18 protein-coding genes are annotated in these 15,559 nt (G+C 39.6%); all 18 read right to left on the minus strand.

What is annotated here, in order from left to right; translation table 11 throughout:
• Positions 1 to 38 precede the first annotated feature (38 nt).
• Entirely contained in the window at positions 39 to 911 is an 873-nt protein-coding gene (locus AB2Q86_RS13160; RefSeq protein WP_003723463.1) for a F0F1 ATP synthase subunit gamma, read from the minus strand.
• 37 nt (positions 912 to 948) lie between these two features.
• Positions 949 to 2,463 carry a F0F1 ATP synthase subunit alpha gene (gene atpA, locus AB2Q86_RS13165; protein ID WP_003723464.1) on the minus strand — a complete coding sequence of 505 codons (1,515 nt, stop codon included), beginning with the start codon at positions 2,461 to 2,463 and terminating at the stop codon, positions 949 to 951.
• Between the two features lie 26 nt (positions 2,464 to 2,489).
• Complete coding sequence (locus tag AB2Q86_RS13170) at positions 2,490 to 3,029, minus strand: F0F1 ATP synthase subunit delta (protein ID WP_003723465.1); 540 nt, start codon at positions 3,027 to 3,029, stop codon at positions 2,490 to 2,492.
• Positions 3,026 to 3,538, minus strand: coding sequence for a F0F1 ATP synthase subunit B (gene atpF / locus AB2Q86_RS13175; RefSeq protein WP_003723466.1), 513 nt, complete (start codon positions 3,536 to 3,538; stop codon positions 3,026 to 3,028). Before atpF ends, AB2Q86_RS13170 begins: the two co-directional genes overlap by 4 nt.
• 87 nt (positions 3,539 to 3,625) lie before the next feature.
• Positions 3,626 to 3,844 (minus strand): F0F1 ATP synthase subunit C, encoded by a 219-nt coding sequence (gene atpE / locus AB2Q86_RS13180; protein WP_003723467.1) that lies wholly within the window; start codon positions 3,842 to 3,844, stop codon positions 3,626 to 3,628.
• A 71-nt stretch (positions 3,845 to 3,915) separates the two neighbouring features.
• Entirely contained in the window at positions 3,916 to 4,632 is a 717-nt protein-coding gene (atpB, locus tag AB2Q86_RS13185; RefSeq protein ID WP_003723468.1) for a F0F1 ATP synthase subunit A, read from the minus strand.
• Positions 4,633 to 4,638: 6 nt separating this feature from the next.
• Positions 4,639 to 5,037 carry an ATP synthase subunit I gene (locus tag AB2Q86_RS13190; RefSeq protein WP_003729250.1) on the minus strand — a complete coding sequence of 133 codons (399 nt, stop codon included), beginning with the start codon at positions 5,035 to 5,037 and terminating at the stop codon, positions 4,639 to 4,641.
• 193 nt (positions 5,038 to 5,230) lie between these two features.
• The gene (locus AB2Q86_RS13195; RefSeq protein ID WP_072217132.1) at positions 5,231 to 5,401 is read right to left on the minus strand and encodes a hypothetical protein; all 171 of its coding nucleotides are present in this window, start codon (positions 5,399 to 5,401) and stop codon (positions 5,231 to 5,233) included.
• 466 nt (positions 5,402 to 5,867) lie between these two features.
• On the minus strand, positions 5,868 to 7,007 hold the full coding sequence (gene wecB, locus AB2Q86_RS13200; protein ID WP_012580742.1) for a non-hydrolyzing UDP-N-acetylglucosamine 2-epimerase: 1,140 nt from the start codon (positions 7,005 to 7,007) through the stop codon (positions 5,868 to 5,870).
• A 118-nt stretch (positions 7,008 to 7,125) separates the two neighbouring features.
• On the minus strand, positions 7,126 to 7,755 hold the full coding sequence (upp, locus tag AB2Q86_RS13205) for a uracil phosphoribosyltransferase (protein WP_003723470.1): 630 nt from the start codon (positions 7,753 to 7,755) through the stop codon (positions 7,126 to 7,128).
• A 137-nt stretch (positions 7,756 to 7,892) separates the two neighbouring features.
• Positions 7,893 to 9,134, minus strand: coding sequence for a serine hydroxymethyltransferase (gene glyA / locus AB2Q86_RS13210; RefSeq protein ID WP_003726682.1), 1,242 nt, complete (start codon positions 9,132 to 9,134; stop codon positions 7,893 to 7,895).
• Positions 9,135 to 9,269: 135 nt separating this feature from the next.
• Positions 9,270 to 9,677 carry a low molecular weight protein arginine phosphatase gene (locus AB2Q86_RS13215; protein WP_012580741.1) on the minus strand — a complete coding sequence of 136 codons (408 nt, stop codon included), beginning with the start codon at positions 9,675 to 9,677 and terminating at the stop codon, positions 9,270 to 9,272.
• The gene (locus AB2Q86_RS13220) at positions 9,674 to 10,711 is read right to left on the minus strand and encodes an L-threonylcarbamoyladenylate synthase (RefSeq protein WP_003729253.1); all 1,038 of its coding nucleotides are present in this window, start codon (positions 10,709 to 10,711) and stop codon (positions 9,674 to 9,676) included. Before AB2Q86_RS13220 ends, AB2Q86_RS13215 begins: the two co-directional genes overlap by 4 nt.
• Positions 10,712 to 11,011: 300 nt before the next feature.
• Positions 11,012 to 11,863 carry a peptide chain release factor N(5)-glutamine methyltransferase gene (prmC, locus tag AB2Q86_RS13225; protein WP_012580740.1) on the minus strand — a complete coding sequence of 284 codons (852 nt, stop codon included), beginning with the start codon at positions 11,861 to 11,863 and terminating at the stop codon, positions 11,012 to 11,014.
• Positions 11,850 to 12,926 carry a peptide chain release factor 1 gene (gene prfA / locus AB2Q86_RS13230; RefSeq protein WP_003726351.1) on the minus strand — a complete coding sequence of 359 codons (1,077 nt, stop codon included), beginning with the start codon at positions 12,924 to 12,926 and terminating at the stop codon, positions 11,850 to 11,852. Before prfA ends, prmC begins: the two co-directional genes overlap by 14 nt.
• A 22-nt stretch (positions 12,927 to 12,948) precedes the next feature.
• Positions 12,949 to 13,524, minus strand: coding sequence for a thymidine kinase (locus tag AB2Q86_RS13235; protein ID WP_003729255.1), 576 nt, complete (start codon positions 13,522 to 13,524; stop codon positions 12,949 to 12,951).
• Positions 13,525 to 13,635: 111 nt separating this feature from the next.
• Positions 13,636 to 14,502: a homoserine kinase gene (thrB, locus tag AB2Q86_RS13240; RefSeq protein WP_003729256.1), complete on the minus strand. Its 867-nt coding sequence runs from the start codon at positions 14,500 to 14,502 to the stop codon at positions 13,636 to 13,638.
• A complete protein-coding gene (gene thrC, locus AB2Q86_RS13245) occupies positions 14,502 to 15,557 on the minus strand; it encodes a threonine synthase (protein ID WP_003729257.1) in 1,056 nt (351 codons plus the stop codon). The genes thrB and thrC overlap by 1 nt, the downstream gene beginning before the upstream one ends.
• Positions 15,558 to 15,559: the final 2 nt, after the last annotated feature.

Raw genomic sequence — 15,559 nt, forward strand, 5'->3', positions numbered from 1 at the left:
CTTCCCATTTATAGGGACGTTACAAGAAACGCCGACTTCTATTCGAGCGCGGCTGCTCCTCCGACGATTTCGGTAATTTCTTGCGTGATCGCAGCTTGGCGAGCACGGTTATATTGTAGTGATAAGTCACTGATTAAATCGGATGCATTGTCTGTCGCGCTTCTCATGGCAGTCATACGAGCAGCATGTTCAGCGGCTTTGGCATCCAGAAGTGCTCCGAAAATTAGGCTTTCCACATATTGCGGCAATAATACTTCCAGAATTTCTTGTTCGGAAGGCTCGAATTCGTATGTAGTTAAATCTACATCTGTTTCCTTACCTTTTTCGTGAAATTCTGTCAGTGGTAGTAGTTGCTCTTTTCTCAGTTCGCTAGAAATAGAATTAATATGGTGATTATAATAAATGAAAACCTCGTCATAAACACCATCTTCAAACATTTGAACTGTGTTACTAGCAATATCTTTAATTTCCGCAAATATCGGGTGATCTGTAATACCTTGTACTTCTAAAACCACGTTCATTTGGCGTGCTTTGAAGAAGTCTCGAGCAGATCTACCTACAGTGATTATTGCATATTCATCACTTGACGTATGCTTTTTATTAATTTCTTGAAATACTTCTTTGATTACGGAACTGTTGTAAGAACCTGCAAGTCCAGTATCAGAAGTAAGTACGATATAACCAGTACGGTGAACAGGTCTAGATACAAGCATTGGGTGGTCGCTACTGTTACCAGTGCTAGCAACATGTGTTACTACGTCTTTGATTTTAGAAACATACGGTTCATATGAACGCGCGTTTGATTCTGCACGACCTAGTTTTGCTGCCGATACCATTTGCATTGCTTTTGTAATTTGACTTGTTTTACGTGTAGAAGTTATTCGTTGTTTAATATCGATTAAAGATGCCAAAGATTTTCACCACCTTTGAATTTATTCCGAGTCTAAATTATTTTTCTTCAGAAGGAACAAATGTATTTTTAAATTCTTTTAATGCTGCTTCAAGTTTCGCTTCGTCAGGAAGTTTTTTCGTTGTACGAATTTCTTCCAAAAGCTCTGGGTGATTATGATCAAACCATGTATTCATTTCGGACTCAAAACGCAGTACATCATGAACTGGTACATCATCCAGATATTTATGAACAAGTGCATAAAGAATCAATACTTGTTTTTCAACTTTCAAAGGTTTGTGCAAATCTTGTTTTAGAACTTCTACTGTACGTTTACCACGTTCTAGTTTCGCACGAGTAGCTGCATCTAAGTCTGAACCGAACTGTGAGAAGGATTCTAACTCACGGTAAGCGGCGAGATCTAGACGAAGTGTTCCGGCAACAGTTTTCATTGCTTTAATTTGCGCTGATCCACCTACACGGGATACAGAAAGACCGGCATTGATCGCTGGACGTACTCCGGAGAAGAATAAATCAGATTGCAAGAAAATTTGTCCGTCTGTAATAGAGATAACGTTTGTAGGAATATAAGCAGAGATATCTCCGGCTTGTGTTTCTACGAATGGAAGAGCCGTAATGGATCCGCCACCTAGGCTATCATTTAATTTTGCAGCACGTTCAAGTAAACGGGAGTGCAAGTAGAAAACATCCCCTGGGTATGCTTCACGACCTGGAGGACGACGAAGTAATAGGGACAGCTCACGGTAAGCAGCTGCTTGTTTGGATAAATCATCATATACAACTAAAACGTGTTTGCCGTTATACATGAATTCTTCGGCCATTGCAACACCAGCATAAGGAGCCAAGTAAAGAAGTGGCGCCGGTTGTGATGCAGCAGCAGTTACGACGATTGTGTAATCTAACGCACCGTGATGACGTAAAGTTTCTACGGCATTACGTACTGTAGATTCTTTTTGACCGATAGCGACATAAATACAAATCATGTCTTGGTCAGCTTGGTTTAGAATAGTATCAATTGCTACAGATGTTTTACCAGTTTGGCGGTCACCAATGATTAACTCACGTTGACCACGACCAATAGGAACAAGTGCATCAATCGCTTTAATACCTGTTTGTAATGGTTCGTTTACCGATTGACGTTGCATAACACCAGGTGCTACTGCCTCGATCGGACGAGTTCCAGTTGTTTCAATTGGGCCTAAACCATCAACTGGTTGACCTAATGAGTTAACTACACGCCCAATAAGCGCTTCGCCAACAGGAACTTCCATGATTTTACCGGTACGACGAACTTCATCGCCTTCACGGATTTCAGTGTAAGGACCTAGAATAATGATACCAACATCATTTGTTTCTAAGTTTTGGGCCATACCCATTACACCATTTGAGAACTCTAACAATTCACCAGCCATTGCATTATCGAGTCCATGAGCACGCGCAATACCGTCACCAATGTAGGTAACCGTACCAACATCACTCACTTTTAGTTCAGAATGATAATTTTCAATCTGCTGTTTTATGATTGAGCTGATCTCTTCAGCCTTAATGCTCATTGATTTCACCCCTCGTTAAACGGAAACTAGGCTTTAATTTGCCGTTCCATGTCCTTTAATTTCGTTTTTAGACTGTCATCATATATACGGGTTCCAATAACCACTTTGACTCCACCAAGAAGGGATTTATCAATGTGGTTTTGAATGTTTAATTTTGTTTTGTTCATTTTCGCAGCAAATACTCTCGAGAGCGCCGTAAGTTCTTGTTCGGAAAGTGGAACAACAGAATAAACATCTGCATCCGCAACTCCATTCAAGTCGTTTACGCGTTTTTGGTAAACGTCCGCAATAACAGAAAGATAATCTTCTCTGCTACGGTCGATTAAAAGATAAATAAAATCTCTTAATGTCGGATTGATTTTTTCAAAAACAGCGCTGGCAAGATTTTTCTTTTGCTCGGTCGTGAAAGTAGGATTTTCAAGTAGTTTCACAAAATCTTTATTAGCATTTAATGCGGCTTTTAATTCAGTTAGTTCTTCTGAAAAAACGTCGACTAAATCTTTATCTTGGGCTACTTGAAAAAGCGCATTGGCATAGCGACCTGCAACTTCCAAATCTTTACTCATTTGTCATCCCCTAGCCTTTCGATATAATCTTGGATAAGGTTAGATTGCTCTTTTTCGTCCAGATTTTTTTCGATGACTTTCGATGCAATAAGAACAGATAAGGAACCGACTTGTTCGCGAAGAGCAGAAATAGCATCTTCTTTTTCACGTGCAATATCGGATTTCGCTTCTTCTTTTATACGTTCTGATTCACGTCTAGCAGTTTTGACAATTTCTTCGCGTTCTTTTTCACCAAGCTGTTTTGCGTTCTCAATCATTGTTTGAGATTCCACACGAGCTTGTTGTAAAACACTTTTTTGTTCAGCAAGTAGTTGTTCTGCTTGAGCGCGACTTTCTTCCGCCGCATCAATTTCAGAACCAATATGCTCTTCACGCTCTTTCATAATTCCCATAAGAGGTTTCCAAGCATAAATTCGGATTAAAACTAGCAAAATCGAAAAAGCAAAAAGCGTAAAGAATGCATCACCAAACGTAAATGCGGAACCAATTACTAAATGTGGTTGTAACACGCCAGTTTCACTCCTTTCTATACATTCGCTTGAATTATTCGTTCAAAACGAAAGAGATGAGGTTTGATTTCCTCAACTTCCTTCAAATTATTTATTAAGAACCATGAACGCAATAACAACAGCGATGATAGGAAGGGCCTCAACAAGACCGATACCAATGAACATGATTGTTTGTAGCATAGAACGCGCTTCTGGTTGACGCGCAACACCCTCGACAGTTTTTGATACGATAAGACCGTTACCAATACCCGCACCTAATGCACCTAATCCAACAGCGATAGCAGCTGCAATAACACCTAAAGACATATAATTATCCTCCTAATTTTTCTAAATATTATTTTTTATTACTTTTATAAATGACTTATTTGAAAGTTAGTTTAATGTTCGTCACTTACCTTATGCGACATGTAAACCATGGTCAGCATAGTGAAAATGTACGCTTGAATTGCCCCAATAAAAATCGAGAATCCTTGCCATAGTAACGCAGGAATTATTGCTAGCACACCTACAAATATATTCATATGAGCAAGTTGTGTTGCAATGATGGTTAACAAAACTTCGCCGGCGAAAATATTACCGTAAAGACGTAAACCAAGCGTTAAAGTATTAGCAAATTCTTCTACTAATTTAAGTGGGAATAAAAATTTCATTGGACTAAAGTAAGTACCAACAAAATAGTGCTTGAAACCACGCATTTTAATACCATAGTAATGCGTTAAGCCAAGAACCATTATCGCAAGTGTTAATGTGACAATTGGATCCGCTGTAGGTGAACGCCACCATACTTCATCGTTAATCGCGATTTGAAATGGCAGTCCTAGCATATTAGCTACGAAAATAAACATTAGTAGTGTAATACCAAGCACATGGAATCTCCCACCGGTTTTCCAATCCATATTACTATTAATAATACCTCTGACAAAATCCATAACCCATTCAATGAAGTTCTGCTTTCCGGTAGGTCGGCGTTGCAGATTTCTGGTACAGATAATGGCTATTAGAAGAACGATGACACAAGTCACAGTAATCATCAAAATGTTAGATAGATTAAAGTCGATTCCTAATAGGCTTATCGTTGGAAATTCCTCTTCCAATTAGGTTCACCCCTCTCTTTTTAAAAACTTTTTTCTGCGGTACATGGAATACACAAAAAAATCTAGAAAAATAATTGCATATGCAAGCCCAAGTCCGATTACCATGCTATAAACATGAAAATATTCCGGCAGTTGCGTCGCTATAATAGTAGCAAATAACACGCTCCCCATTCTAAATGGCATTCCCATACCATAAAAAGAACGATTTTCAGCCAAAGCTCTAGTCATTGATTGTGTACGCCTCATTAATAGCCAGTAGTTAAACCAGCCGACGATTAAACCCAACTTAAGTCCCAAGAAAATATGTATATATGGGGTTAAAAACCATCCACAAAGACAAACAGCAATAAAAAGAACCATATACTTTTGATGACGATGATACATGCCAATTAGCGATTCTAACATTCGGGGCGCAATCCTTTCTTTTTCAAAAGATTTTTCTTTCCAGATGACCATTTTGAAATCTCAGGGAGTAAGTTTGGTTTGTGAAAACAAGCACATTTCCCCCAATTCATCCCAATCCCAAACACACATGAAAGCCTTATCAGCGTGTCAGTTCTTAGCATACAACAGCCAAAAGAGAAAAGTCAATACACTTTCACAAATTGTGTGTACATCTACTACTAATAGTACCACAATCGGACCCATCCATAAAAGAATAGCCTATTATTTCTGAGATTTTTTTGATTTCAAAATCTATCTGTTTCCTAGATTGCCTCGCCAGAATTATTTTTGTCCATTTAACAGCAACCAACACCTCCGTAATCATTGGAAAAACTAGTTGACCGTTCGTGTGTTATTTCACAAAAAAGGCCAAAACCACTTTCTTTCGCACAAATAAAAAAACTTCTACCACTATTGGTAAAAGAATTCGATACGATTATTCGCAAATTTCGCGACCGAAAGTTCTTTTCCCAAGAAAAAGAACGGAAAAAACAGCCGGACTCACTTATCATGAGCTGCATTTTGATATAGAGTGCCCGTATAAATTCCAATTCAGTCAACGCAAACCTAGCGTCGGCGGGATTGTAGTGAATACTGAGCGCAGTCTTCTATCCCTATGCTAAAACAAGCTATTTTTTGGGCTCTTATATTAATAACATTGACCATCTTATCACATGTAACATAAAAGAACTAGTGAAAATCGAGCGTGTAACATATCTGTAACAATAAGGCGCTTTCATTATAAAAAAAGAAGAAAACTAGACTTTTAACGCCTAGTTTTCCGCTATGTTTTACACGACAAAATCTTCTGGTCGTCCCGTTTTTTCAAACTGACTTTTGATTGCTGCTAAAATTCGATTAGCTGCAAATCCATCACCGTATGGGTTAGCTGCGCGCGCCATTTTGTCATGATTTTCTTTATTATCAAGTAAATCCAATGCCTCTTTAATTAGATTTTCTTTATTTGTTCCGATTAATTTTAACGTCCCTGCTTCGATTCCTTCTGGGCGCTCTGTCGTATCACGTAAAACTAAAACTGGCACGCCCATGCCTGGAGCTTCTTCTTGAACGCCGCCTGAATCAGTAAACACAAGATAAGATTTGCGCAAGAAATTATGAAAATCAATCGCATCTAATGGTTCGATTAAATGAATACGTTCGTGTCCGCCTAAAATGCTCATTGCTTTTTCCCTAACAGCTGGATTCAAATGCATCGGGTACACAAGTTCAACGTCCTCACGACTTTCCACGATTTCTCGAACCGCTTCAAACATCCCTTGCATCGGTTCGCCTAAATTTTCTCTGCGGTGAGCCGTCATAAGTATTAAACGATGGTCGCCAAGATTTTCCAAAATTGGATGGTGGTAATCTTTTTGCACAGTTGTCTTAAGGGCATCAATAGCTGTATTCCCAGTCACAAAAATAGTAGCCGGATCTTTTCCTTCCGCAAGCAAGTTTTCTTTCGCTTGTTTAGTTGGGGAAAAGTGCATATCCGCCATAACACCTGTTAGCTGACGATTCATCTCTTCTGGAAACGGCGAATATTTATTCCACGTTCTAAGTCCAGCTTCAACATGCCCGAGCATTTTTTGTTGATAAAAGGTAGCTAGTCCTGCCGCAAAACTTGTTGTTGTATCTCCGTGAACTAGAACGATATCAGGATTTTCGGCAGCAATAACTTCATTAATTCCATTCATTACACGCGAAGTTATATCGGCTAAGGTTTGGCCTTTTTTCATAATATCTAAGTCAATATCTGGTTTAATATCAAAAATCTCTAAGACTTGATCTAGCATTTCACGGTGTTGAGCTGTAATCACTACTGTTGACTCAAATGTTTCTGGTTCTTTTTCTAGTGCCAAAACGAGTGGTGCCATTTTTATTGCCTCTGGTCTTGTCCCAAAGATACTCATTACTTTGATTTTAGCCAATTTCGGGCCTCCTTATAAAAAAACTCCTCAGAAATAGCTCGACAAAAAATTTCCCAGCCTGTTAAAAAGCAGTACTGTTTATAATTCCTTATCTCACTATTACCGAGGAGATTGTTAATTATTTAGTTCCGAATAATCTATCGCCAGCATCTCCTAAGCCTGGACGGATATAACCATTTTCGTCTAACTTCTCGTCTAAACCTGCTACGTAGATTTCTACGTCTGGATGTGCGTCTTGAAGAGCTTTAACGCCTTCAGGAGCTGCTACTAGACACATGAATTTCATGTTGCGAGCGCCGCGTTTTTTCAAGCAATCGATAGCCATAATTGCGGAGCCGCCAGTTGCAAGCATTGGGTCTACAACGATGAAAAGACGTTCTTCCACATCAGAAGGTAGTTTTACAAAATATTCTACTGGTTCTAGTGTATCATGGTCACGATAAAGACCTACATGCCCTACTTTTGCTGCAGGAATAAGTTTTAAAATACCATCTTGCATACCAAGACCAGCTCTTAAAATAGGAACAATCCCTAATTTTTTACCAGTAAGTGTTTTAGCAGTTGTTGTTTGTAGTGGTGTTTCTACTTGGATGTCTTCGAGTTCCATATCACGTGTAATTTCGTACGCCATTAATGTAGCGACTTCATCTACAAGTTCGCGGAATGCTTTTGTTCCCGTATTTTTATCTCGAATGATTGTTAATTTGTGTTGTACTAGTGGGTGATTAATTACGTGTACATTTGCCATCGATTAGTTCGCTCCTTTGATATTGAAAATTTCCTTCTCTTATTGTATCAGAACAAGACACAAGTGCAAGGATTAATTTGCTATACATGAAAAAAACCGGTTTTCTCTATTTTATAGAAAAAACCGGATCGCTTATTTTATAAACTTGGATAAAGCGGATATTCATTTGTTAAAGTAGCCACGCGTGCTTTTACATCTGCGAGAACTTCTTCATTTTCTAAATTATGCAGTACTTCTGAAATAAGTACACCAACTTTTTCAATCGCAACTTCATCAAATCCACGAGTGGTCACTGCAGCAACACCTACACGGATACCACTTGTGACAAATGGGCTTTCCGTTTCGAATGGAATGGTATTTTTATTCACGGTAATACCAACTTCATCTAATACTTTCTCCGCTGCTTTCCCTGTTAAGCCTAGTGGTTTTAAATCGATTAATAGTAAATGATTATCCGAACCACCTGTTAAAACAGCAACATCATTCGCTTGAAGTGTTTCTGCTAATTTTTTAGAGTTACGAATAATTTGTTCACAGTACGCCGTGAATTCAGGTTGTAACGCTTCACCAAACGCCACTGCTTTCGCTGCGATTACGTGCATTAACGGTCCACCTTGGATTCCTGGGAAAATCGATTTATTTAATTTTTGTTCCCATTCTGCTTTGGCTAAAATCATTCCGCCGCGAGGTCCACGAAGCGTTTTATGGGTAGTTGTCGTTGTAAAATCAGCATAAGGAACTGGATTTTGATGCAAGCCAGCAGCAACAAGACCAGCAATATGCGCCATATCTACCATTAAGTATGCGCCAACTTCATCAGCAATTTCGCGGAATTTAGCAAAATCGATTTTACGTGGATAAGCACTTGCGCCCGCCACAATCATTTTTGGCTTATGTTTTAAAGCAGCTTCACGAACGATATCGTAATCAATTTCTTTCGTATCTTCACGAACGCCGTATTCAACAAAATTGTATAAAACACCGCTGAAATTTACTGGGCTACCATGTGTTAAATGCCCACCATGTGAAAGGTTCATACCAAGAACGGTATCGCCTGGTTCAAGCACTGTATGATAAACTGCCATATTCGCTTGAGCACCTGAGTGTGGTTGGACATTCGCATATTCAGCGCCAAATAATTTTTTCGCGCGGTCGCGTGCTAAATCTTCCACAATATCCACGAATTCACATCCGCCGTAATAGCGTTTCCCTGGATAACCTTCTGCATATTTATTCGTTAATACAGAACCCATTGCTTCCATTACTTGCTCACTAACAAAATTCTCAGATGCGATTAATTCGATATTCGCGCGTTGTCTACCAAGCTCTAACTTAATTGCATCAAAAACTTCCTTATCTTGCTTTTGTAAATAGACCATCTGTGGACCCCATCCTTTTCTGATAAATTTTTCAAGTGAACTGTTATGTATTATCTTTAATAATTACTTAAATCGGGTAGAAAAGCAAGCATTTTGGAATAAAAAAACGCAATTTCCGATAGTGAAGCGCTTCACTTATAAAAAACGTTCGGAAATTGCACTTTTTAGTTCGTAATAGGTAATTTCGTATTGCTCGATTGATCCACCGTAAGGATCTGGAATATCTGTTTTATCTTCGGAAATTAGTTGAATTTTATCGCTCGCTTTTGGAAAAAGGCTTTTTAGTTCCACTTGATGTTTTTGAGTCATTACGTAGATTTGGTCAGCCCAATCTATATCTGCTTCTGTAACTTTTTTAGCTTGGTGCGTTGTTGGCAAATTCATCTGCGCGAGAATTTGACGTGAATTTCCAGAGATAGCGTCCCCGTCCAAAGCACGTGTCCCAGCTGAACGAACATCTAGATCTGGGCGCAAATCCTGCAAGATTTTTTCAGCTAAAGGACTTCGACACGTATTTCCTGTACAAACAAATAAGACATTCATTCAGTAATCCTCCTATTGCCAGCAGCTTTTTCTAATCGGTTCATAATTGCGGCTCCCAGCTCCGTTTCTGGATACACTTCTGCAAAAATAATATCTACATCCGCGTGATCAAAAGCCCGCAAACCTTTGTAAAGGCTCGTTGCAATTTCGTCCAATGCTTTTATACTCCCCGTTGTTTCAACCGCCGCACTTGTGGTCAGCTGATCTATCAGTTCTTTCGTCGCCAAAATGCCAAGTTTCTTATTCGCAGCTTCTACTTTATTTATTTCCTTTTGCCAAAATGGAGTAGATCCTTCTATAAGATAAACCGGGGCTTTCGGAGCATAGTGCGTGTATTTCATCCCCGGGGCTTTTGGTTTTTCCGTTTCTTTCGTATTGTTTGTCGATATATCCACAGGGCCAATTACTTGCTCGATTTGTTCTTTTGTAATACCGCCTGGCCGCAGAATAATTGGCATTTCTAAGGAACAATCAATAACGGTAGACTCTAAACCAACACCAGTTGCGCCACCATCGATAATTCCAGCAATTTTCCCATCTAAATCTTCTATAACATGGTCCGCTGTTGTTGGGCTGGGTTTTCCAGAACGATTCGCACTCGGAGCCGCAACAGGAACGTTCGCTGCGTTTATTAACGCTAGACTTACAGGATGTTCCGGCATGCGGACACCAACTGTGGATAAGCCTGCAGAAACGTTCGCAGCCAAACTATCTTTTTTCAAAGGAAGGATAACCGTTAGTGGTCCTGGCCAAAATTTTTCCATGAGTTGGATGGCTTTCGGTGGATAACTTGCCACAAATGAATTCATTTGATCAAGGCGGGCGATGTGGACAATTAATGGGTTATCTGACGGGCGACCTTTTGCTGCATATATTTTTTGAATAGCGGCTTGGTTAGTTGCATCTGCTCCAAGACCGTAGACTGTTTCGGTTGGAAAAGCCACGCATTCGCCATTTTGTAGTAATTCTGCTGCTTCTTGATAGATAGCTTGATTTGATTGTTGTTTGGTTATTTTCCAATGAATGGTTTGCATGAATTCCGGTCCCCTTTACATAACTTCTATTATATTTTAACGTTTTCCGCCTTATTTTTACAGTATTGTTTTTTAAAACCTGAAAATCGCTATTTTTGAACAAAAGTTATCCCCAAACTGTGGATAATAACTTTGTCAATGGGGATAACTTCTTGTGAAATGTGGATAATTCGTAAAGCTAAGTAAAAAAGCCATTTTCTTTATTAAGATTTGATTAAAAAAATTTTTTGCACAACATTTTATCCACAGTTTTGTGGATAACTTTCCAAAGAAAAAGACGCTTCTTTTATAGAAACGCCTTTATACCAATATATTAGAGCATGTTACGTAGCGATCTTTTGAATTGATATCTTTGTGGATAATAATTGTAGAATGTGGATAACTTTTTTCGAATAATTGTTTTACACGCTCGCCTTGTGTATAACCTATCTCCACCCCTACCCAAAAAGAGGAATTTAGGACATATTTTAAGTTATCCACAAATCGTTCATAAATAGCGAGTCCATCATTTTCAGCAAATAATGCTAATGAAGGTTCGTTTTTTAGCACATAATCCGACATTTCTGCTTTTTCTGCTTCAGAAATATAGGGCGGATTGGCGACAATCATATCGAATCGTTCTTCGTTTTGTTTAAATGCTTCAAGTAAATCTGTTTCGACAAAACGCACATCCGCATTTAATAACAATGCATTCTTTTTGGCCACGGCAAGTGCTGGAGCCGAAATATCAGAAGCCGTCATCGAAATCTCAGGAAATGCTTTTTTGAGCGCAATCGCGATAATCCCGCTTCCAGTACAAACATCTAGCACGTTTTTAACTGAATGTTTTTTCAAAAAATCCTCCGCACAAGCGACTAACTCTTCTGTTTCAGGCCGCGGAATAAGAACATCTTCTGTCACTAAAAAATCATAGCCATAAAAAGGTGCTGTTTTTAAAATATACTGCACTGGCTCGCCAGCTAAGTATCTAGCAAAATCTTCCTCGAATTGCTTTTCATGATTCGGTTCAAGTTCGCGATTAATTTCCATCCAAAGCTCAGAACGCGAAAGTCCCATTCTGGTTTCTAGTAAAATTTCTGCTGCATTTTGGTCTAGCCCTTTTTCAAGAAGGATTGCTTCAGCATTTTTTAGCAACTGACTAATTTGCGTCATTTAAATGCTCCAATTTACTTGTTTGATCTTCTAGGATAAGCGCATCAATGATTTCATCGAGTTTACCTTCCATAATTTGATCTAGCTTTTGAATAGTTAAGCCGATACGATGGTCGGTTACGCGGTTTTGCGGATAGTTGTAAGTCCGGATCCGTTCAGAGCGGTCACCCGTTCCTACAGCAGATTTGCGGTTTGCATCATATTCTTCGCGAGCTTCACGTTCAAATTTATCATATACACGTGCGCGTAATACTTTCATCGCTTTGTCTTTATTTTTCAGCTGGGAACGTTCATCTTGCATCGATACGACAATCCCGGTTGGAATATGCGTTAGACGTACAGCTGACATCGTCGTATTGACACTTTGTCCACCGGCACCAGTAGACGCAAATGTATCAGTGCGGATATCTTTATCGTGCAGTTCAATTTCCACTTCTTCCGCTTCTGGCAAAATGGCTACTGTCGCTGTTGATGTATGGATTCGACCACCTGATTCTGTTTCTGGTACACGTTGAACACGGTGCGCCCCGTTTTCATATTTCATTCGGGAAAAGGCATCATTTCCATTCATCATCGCAATAATTTCTTTGTAACCACCAATACCGGTTGGGTTCGCGTCCATGATTTCTACTTTCCAGCCACGTGATTCCGCATATTTACTGTACATACGGAATAAATCGCCGGCAAATAAAGCTGCTTCATCTCCACCAGCTGCTCCGCGGATTTCTAAAATAACGTTTTTGTCATCATTAGGATCTTTTGGCACGAGTAATAGTTTTAGTCGTTCTTCTAAGTCTGCCTTTTCTTTTTGAAGTTCCGCGAATTCTTCTTTGGCCATTTCGCGCATTTCATCGTCTAGTTTTTCTCCTAAGAGTTCCTTTGTTTCGTTAATTTGTTCGTTTACATTTTTGTATTCGCGGTACGTTTCGACTGTCGCGGTAATGCCAGATTGTTCTTTGGAAAGGTCGCGTAGTCGTTTTGGATCCGATACTACATCTGGATCACTTAATAACTCATTTAGTTCATCATAACGGTCTTCCACCGCCTGTAATCGATCATACATTGTATTTCAACACCTCTTTTAATTATTTTATTGGTGGATTGGCATGACATTTGCGACACACAGGGTAATAGTGGTCATTTCCGCCAATCATAATTTGTTCACCTGTATAAACTGGTTTTCCTTTGTCATCAACGCGCAGAACCATCGTTGCCTTTTTAGCACAAAACCAGCAAATTGTTTTCATTTCTTCTAGTTTATCCGCATATAGCAGCAAGTATTTCGAACCTTCAAATAGCTCATTTCGAAAATCATTTTTTAGTCCGTAGGCAATTACTGGGATATTTAATTCATCCACAATTTTCGCTAACTGAAATACGTGTTCTTTTTCTAGAAACTGTGATTCATCTAAAAGAACACAATTCGGTTTTGGTTTAATATTCGCTACGATTTCAAAAATATCTGTGTCACTAAAAATAGGAGTTGCTTCTCGTTTCAGTCCAATTCGACTTGAAATGAAGCCAACTTGGTCTCTATCGTCAATACCTGAAGTGAAGATAGCCACTGTTTTATTTTGTTCTTCATAATTATGTGCGACTTTAAGAATTTCAATGGTTTTCCCACTATTCATGGAACCATAACGGAAAAATAACTGTGCCATTAAGACCGCTCCCTTTAACTTTATAAACTCTTTTCCTATTTTATCATAGAGCGGCACAAATTGGGACATATAGTTAAAAAAAGCTACGCCGCATATGGGCATAGCTTGATTTCATCGAAAAACTTCCGCGCCGCTTCCTTCGACATCAAGTAGAAGGACGTCCGCATCGATTTCTAGTGTTTGTAAAGATGTTTGCAGTTTATTCGCGAGGTTTCGAGGAGCGAACACTAGGACAGTTGGACCAGCGCCGCTCAAACAAGCAGCATAGGCTCCCTGGCTTTTGGCTACATCGCGAATTTGTGTTAAATGTGGCACTAATTGACTGCGATATTTTTCATGCCATAAATCACGTTCCATCATTTCTCCGGCTAATGTCATATCATTGCGCAAAATCGCGGCAATCATTACATTGGCGATACTACTAGCTTGGACAGCTTCTTTGAACGGAAGCGTATCAGGCAAAACACCACGACTTTCCGAAGTAAGAAGTTCTGCCTTTGGAATAAAAGCAATTAAAGCACAATCCGGAAAAAGGTGGCGTACATAGAAATCTTCTCCATCTAATTTCGCCCCTACGACCCAGTTTCCTAGAACCGCTGGCGCGACATTATCGGGATGCCCTTCTATTTCAGCAGCTATCCGGACTTTTTCCTCTTTTGAAAGGTTAAGTTCAGCAAGTGTATTGGCTAATTCAATCCCCGCAACAACCGCCGCAGAACTACTGCCTAGTCCACGAGCGGGTGGAATATCACAGGTCATCACTAAATGATGCGGCGTTAAATTAGGCGCCAGATTTAAGGCCGTTTCGATAATTACATTGGTTTCATCATGCGGAATCCCGCCGCCAATATTATGTTCGATATACCAAGAGTCTGCTTCCGCTCCAATATCAAGCGTTAAATATAACGTTAACGCTAAACCACACGAATCAAAGCCAGGGCCAAGATTGGCTGTCGTTGCTGGGACACGAATACGCATTAAGCTTTCACTCCTGAACGTAAATGTGTGCGCATTGCTTCGATATCATCCACATGAGAAATTGGAATTTCATGCACACTCATCGCAGTATCCGGATCTTTTAACCCATTTCCAGTAAAGACACAAACAACTGTTTCGCCTTTTTTAATTGTTCCATTTGCTACATGTTGGATTACACCAGCTAATGAAGCAGCTGAACCTGGCTCGATGAAGACACCATCTTGCGCTGCAATTTTTTTATAGGCATTAACAATTTCATCATCTGTTACAGAATGGATATATCCGCCAGATTCATCGCGAGCTGCTTCTGCAAGCCCCCAACTAGCTGGATTTCCGATACGAATCGCTGTTGCAATTGTTTCCGGATTATCAATCGGTTTACCTTGAACAATCGCAGCCGCACCTTCCGCTTCAAAACCATGCATCCGTGGAAGTCCAGAAGCCTTAGCCTCATTCCACTCTTTAAATCCTTTCCAGTATGCAGAAATATTTCCGGCATTACCGACTGGAATAGCAAGGACATCTGGAGCAGAACCTAATTGCTCACAAATTTCGAATGCAGCTGTTTTTTGACCTTCTAAACGATAAGGATTTACCGAGTTTACAAGCGTTACTGCTTCTGTTTCAGCCAATTCACGAACCGATTTTAATGCTTCGTCAAAATTACCTTGAATCGAGATAATATCTGCTCCGTACATAACTGCTTGCGCTAATTTTCCTAAGGCAACTTTACCTTCTGGAATAACAATGTACGCTTTTAATCCCGCACGTGTTGCGTATGCCGCAGCCGCAGCAGAAGTATTCCCAGTGGATGCACAAATAACCGCTTCGGCACCTTCTTCTTTCGCTTTAGCGACAGCCATAACCATTCCACGGTCTTTAAAAGAACCGGTTGGATTTAAGCCTTCATATTTTCCGTATAAAGTAACACCAAGTTCTTTGGACAAATTCGGTAATGGGATAAGTGGTGTATTTCCTTCCGCAAGTGAAATCATTGGCGTTTTATCAGTTACTGGTAGATATTCTTTATATTTTTCTAGTAAACCTTTATACATAT

The organism is Listeria monocytogenes (assembly GCF_041765605.1).
In the GTDB taxonomy this organism is placed as follows: Bacteria; Bacillota; Bacilli; order Lactobacillales; family Listeriaceae; genus Listeria; species Listeria monocytogenes_D.

What these genes read in the sequence shown, in the direction of transcription:
- glyA (WP_003726682.1), bottom strand. Translation starts at nt 9,134, where the DNA reads ATGGTCTATTTACAAAAGCAAGATAAGGAAGTTTTTGATGCAATTAAG.
- prfA (WP_003726351.1), bottom strand. Translation starts at nt 12,926, where the DNA reads ATGTATGATCGATTACAGGCGGTGGAAGACCGTTATGATGAACTAAAT.
- AB2Q86_RS13195 (WP_072217132.1), bottom strand. Translation starts at nt 5,401, where the DNA reads ATGATTACGGAGGTGTTGGTTGCTGTTAAATGGACAAAAATAATTCTG.
- AB2Q86_RS13235 (WP_003729255.1), bottom strand. Translation starts at nt 13,524, where the DNA reads ATGGCACAGTTATTTTTCCGTTATGGTTCCATGAATAGTGGGAAAACC.
- AB2Q86_RS13190 (WP_003729250.1), bottom strand. Translation starts at nt 5,037, where the DNA reads ATGTTAGAATCGCTAATTGGCATGTATCATCGTCATCAAAAGTATATG.
- thrC (WP_003729257.1), bottom strand. Translation starts at nt 15,557, where the DNA reads ATGTATAAAGGTTTACTAGAAAAATATAAAGAATATCTACCAGTAACT.
- thrB (WP_003729256.1), bottom strand. Translation starts at nt 14,502, where the DNA reads ATGCGTATTCGTGTCCCAGCAACGACAGCCAATCTTGGCCCTGGCTTT.
- prmC (WP_012580740.1), bottom strand. Translation starts at nt 11,863, where the DNA reads ATGACGCAAATTAGTCAGTTGCTAAAAAATGCTGAAGCAATCCTTCTT.
- upp (WP_003723470.1), bottom strand. Translation starts at nt 7,755, where the DNA reads ATGGCAAATGTACACGTAATTAATCACCCACTAGTACAACACAAATTA.
- AB2Q86_RS13170 (WP_003723465.1), bottom strand. Translation starts at nt 3,029, where the DNA reads ATGAGTAAAGATTTGGAAGTTGCAGGTCGCTATGCCAATGCGCTTTTT.
- atpE (WP_003723467.1), bottom strand. Translation starts at nt 3,844, where the DNA reads ATGTCTTTAGGTGTTATTGCAGCTGCTATCGCTGTTGGATTAGGTGCA.
- atpA (WP_003723464.1), bottom strand. Translation starts at nt 2,463, where the DNA reads ATGAGCATTAAGGCTGAAGAGATCAGCTCAATCATAAAACAGCAGATT.
- AB2Q86_RS13215 (WP_012580741.1), bottom strand. Translation starts at nt 9,677, where the DNA reads ATGAATGTCTTATTTGTTTGTACAGGAAATACGTGTCGAAGTCCTTTA.
- AB2Q86_RS13220 (WP_003729253.1), bottom strand. Translation starts at nt 10,711, where the DNA reads ATGCAAACCATTCATTGGAAAATAACCAAACAACAATCAAATCAAGCT.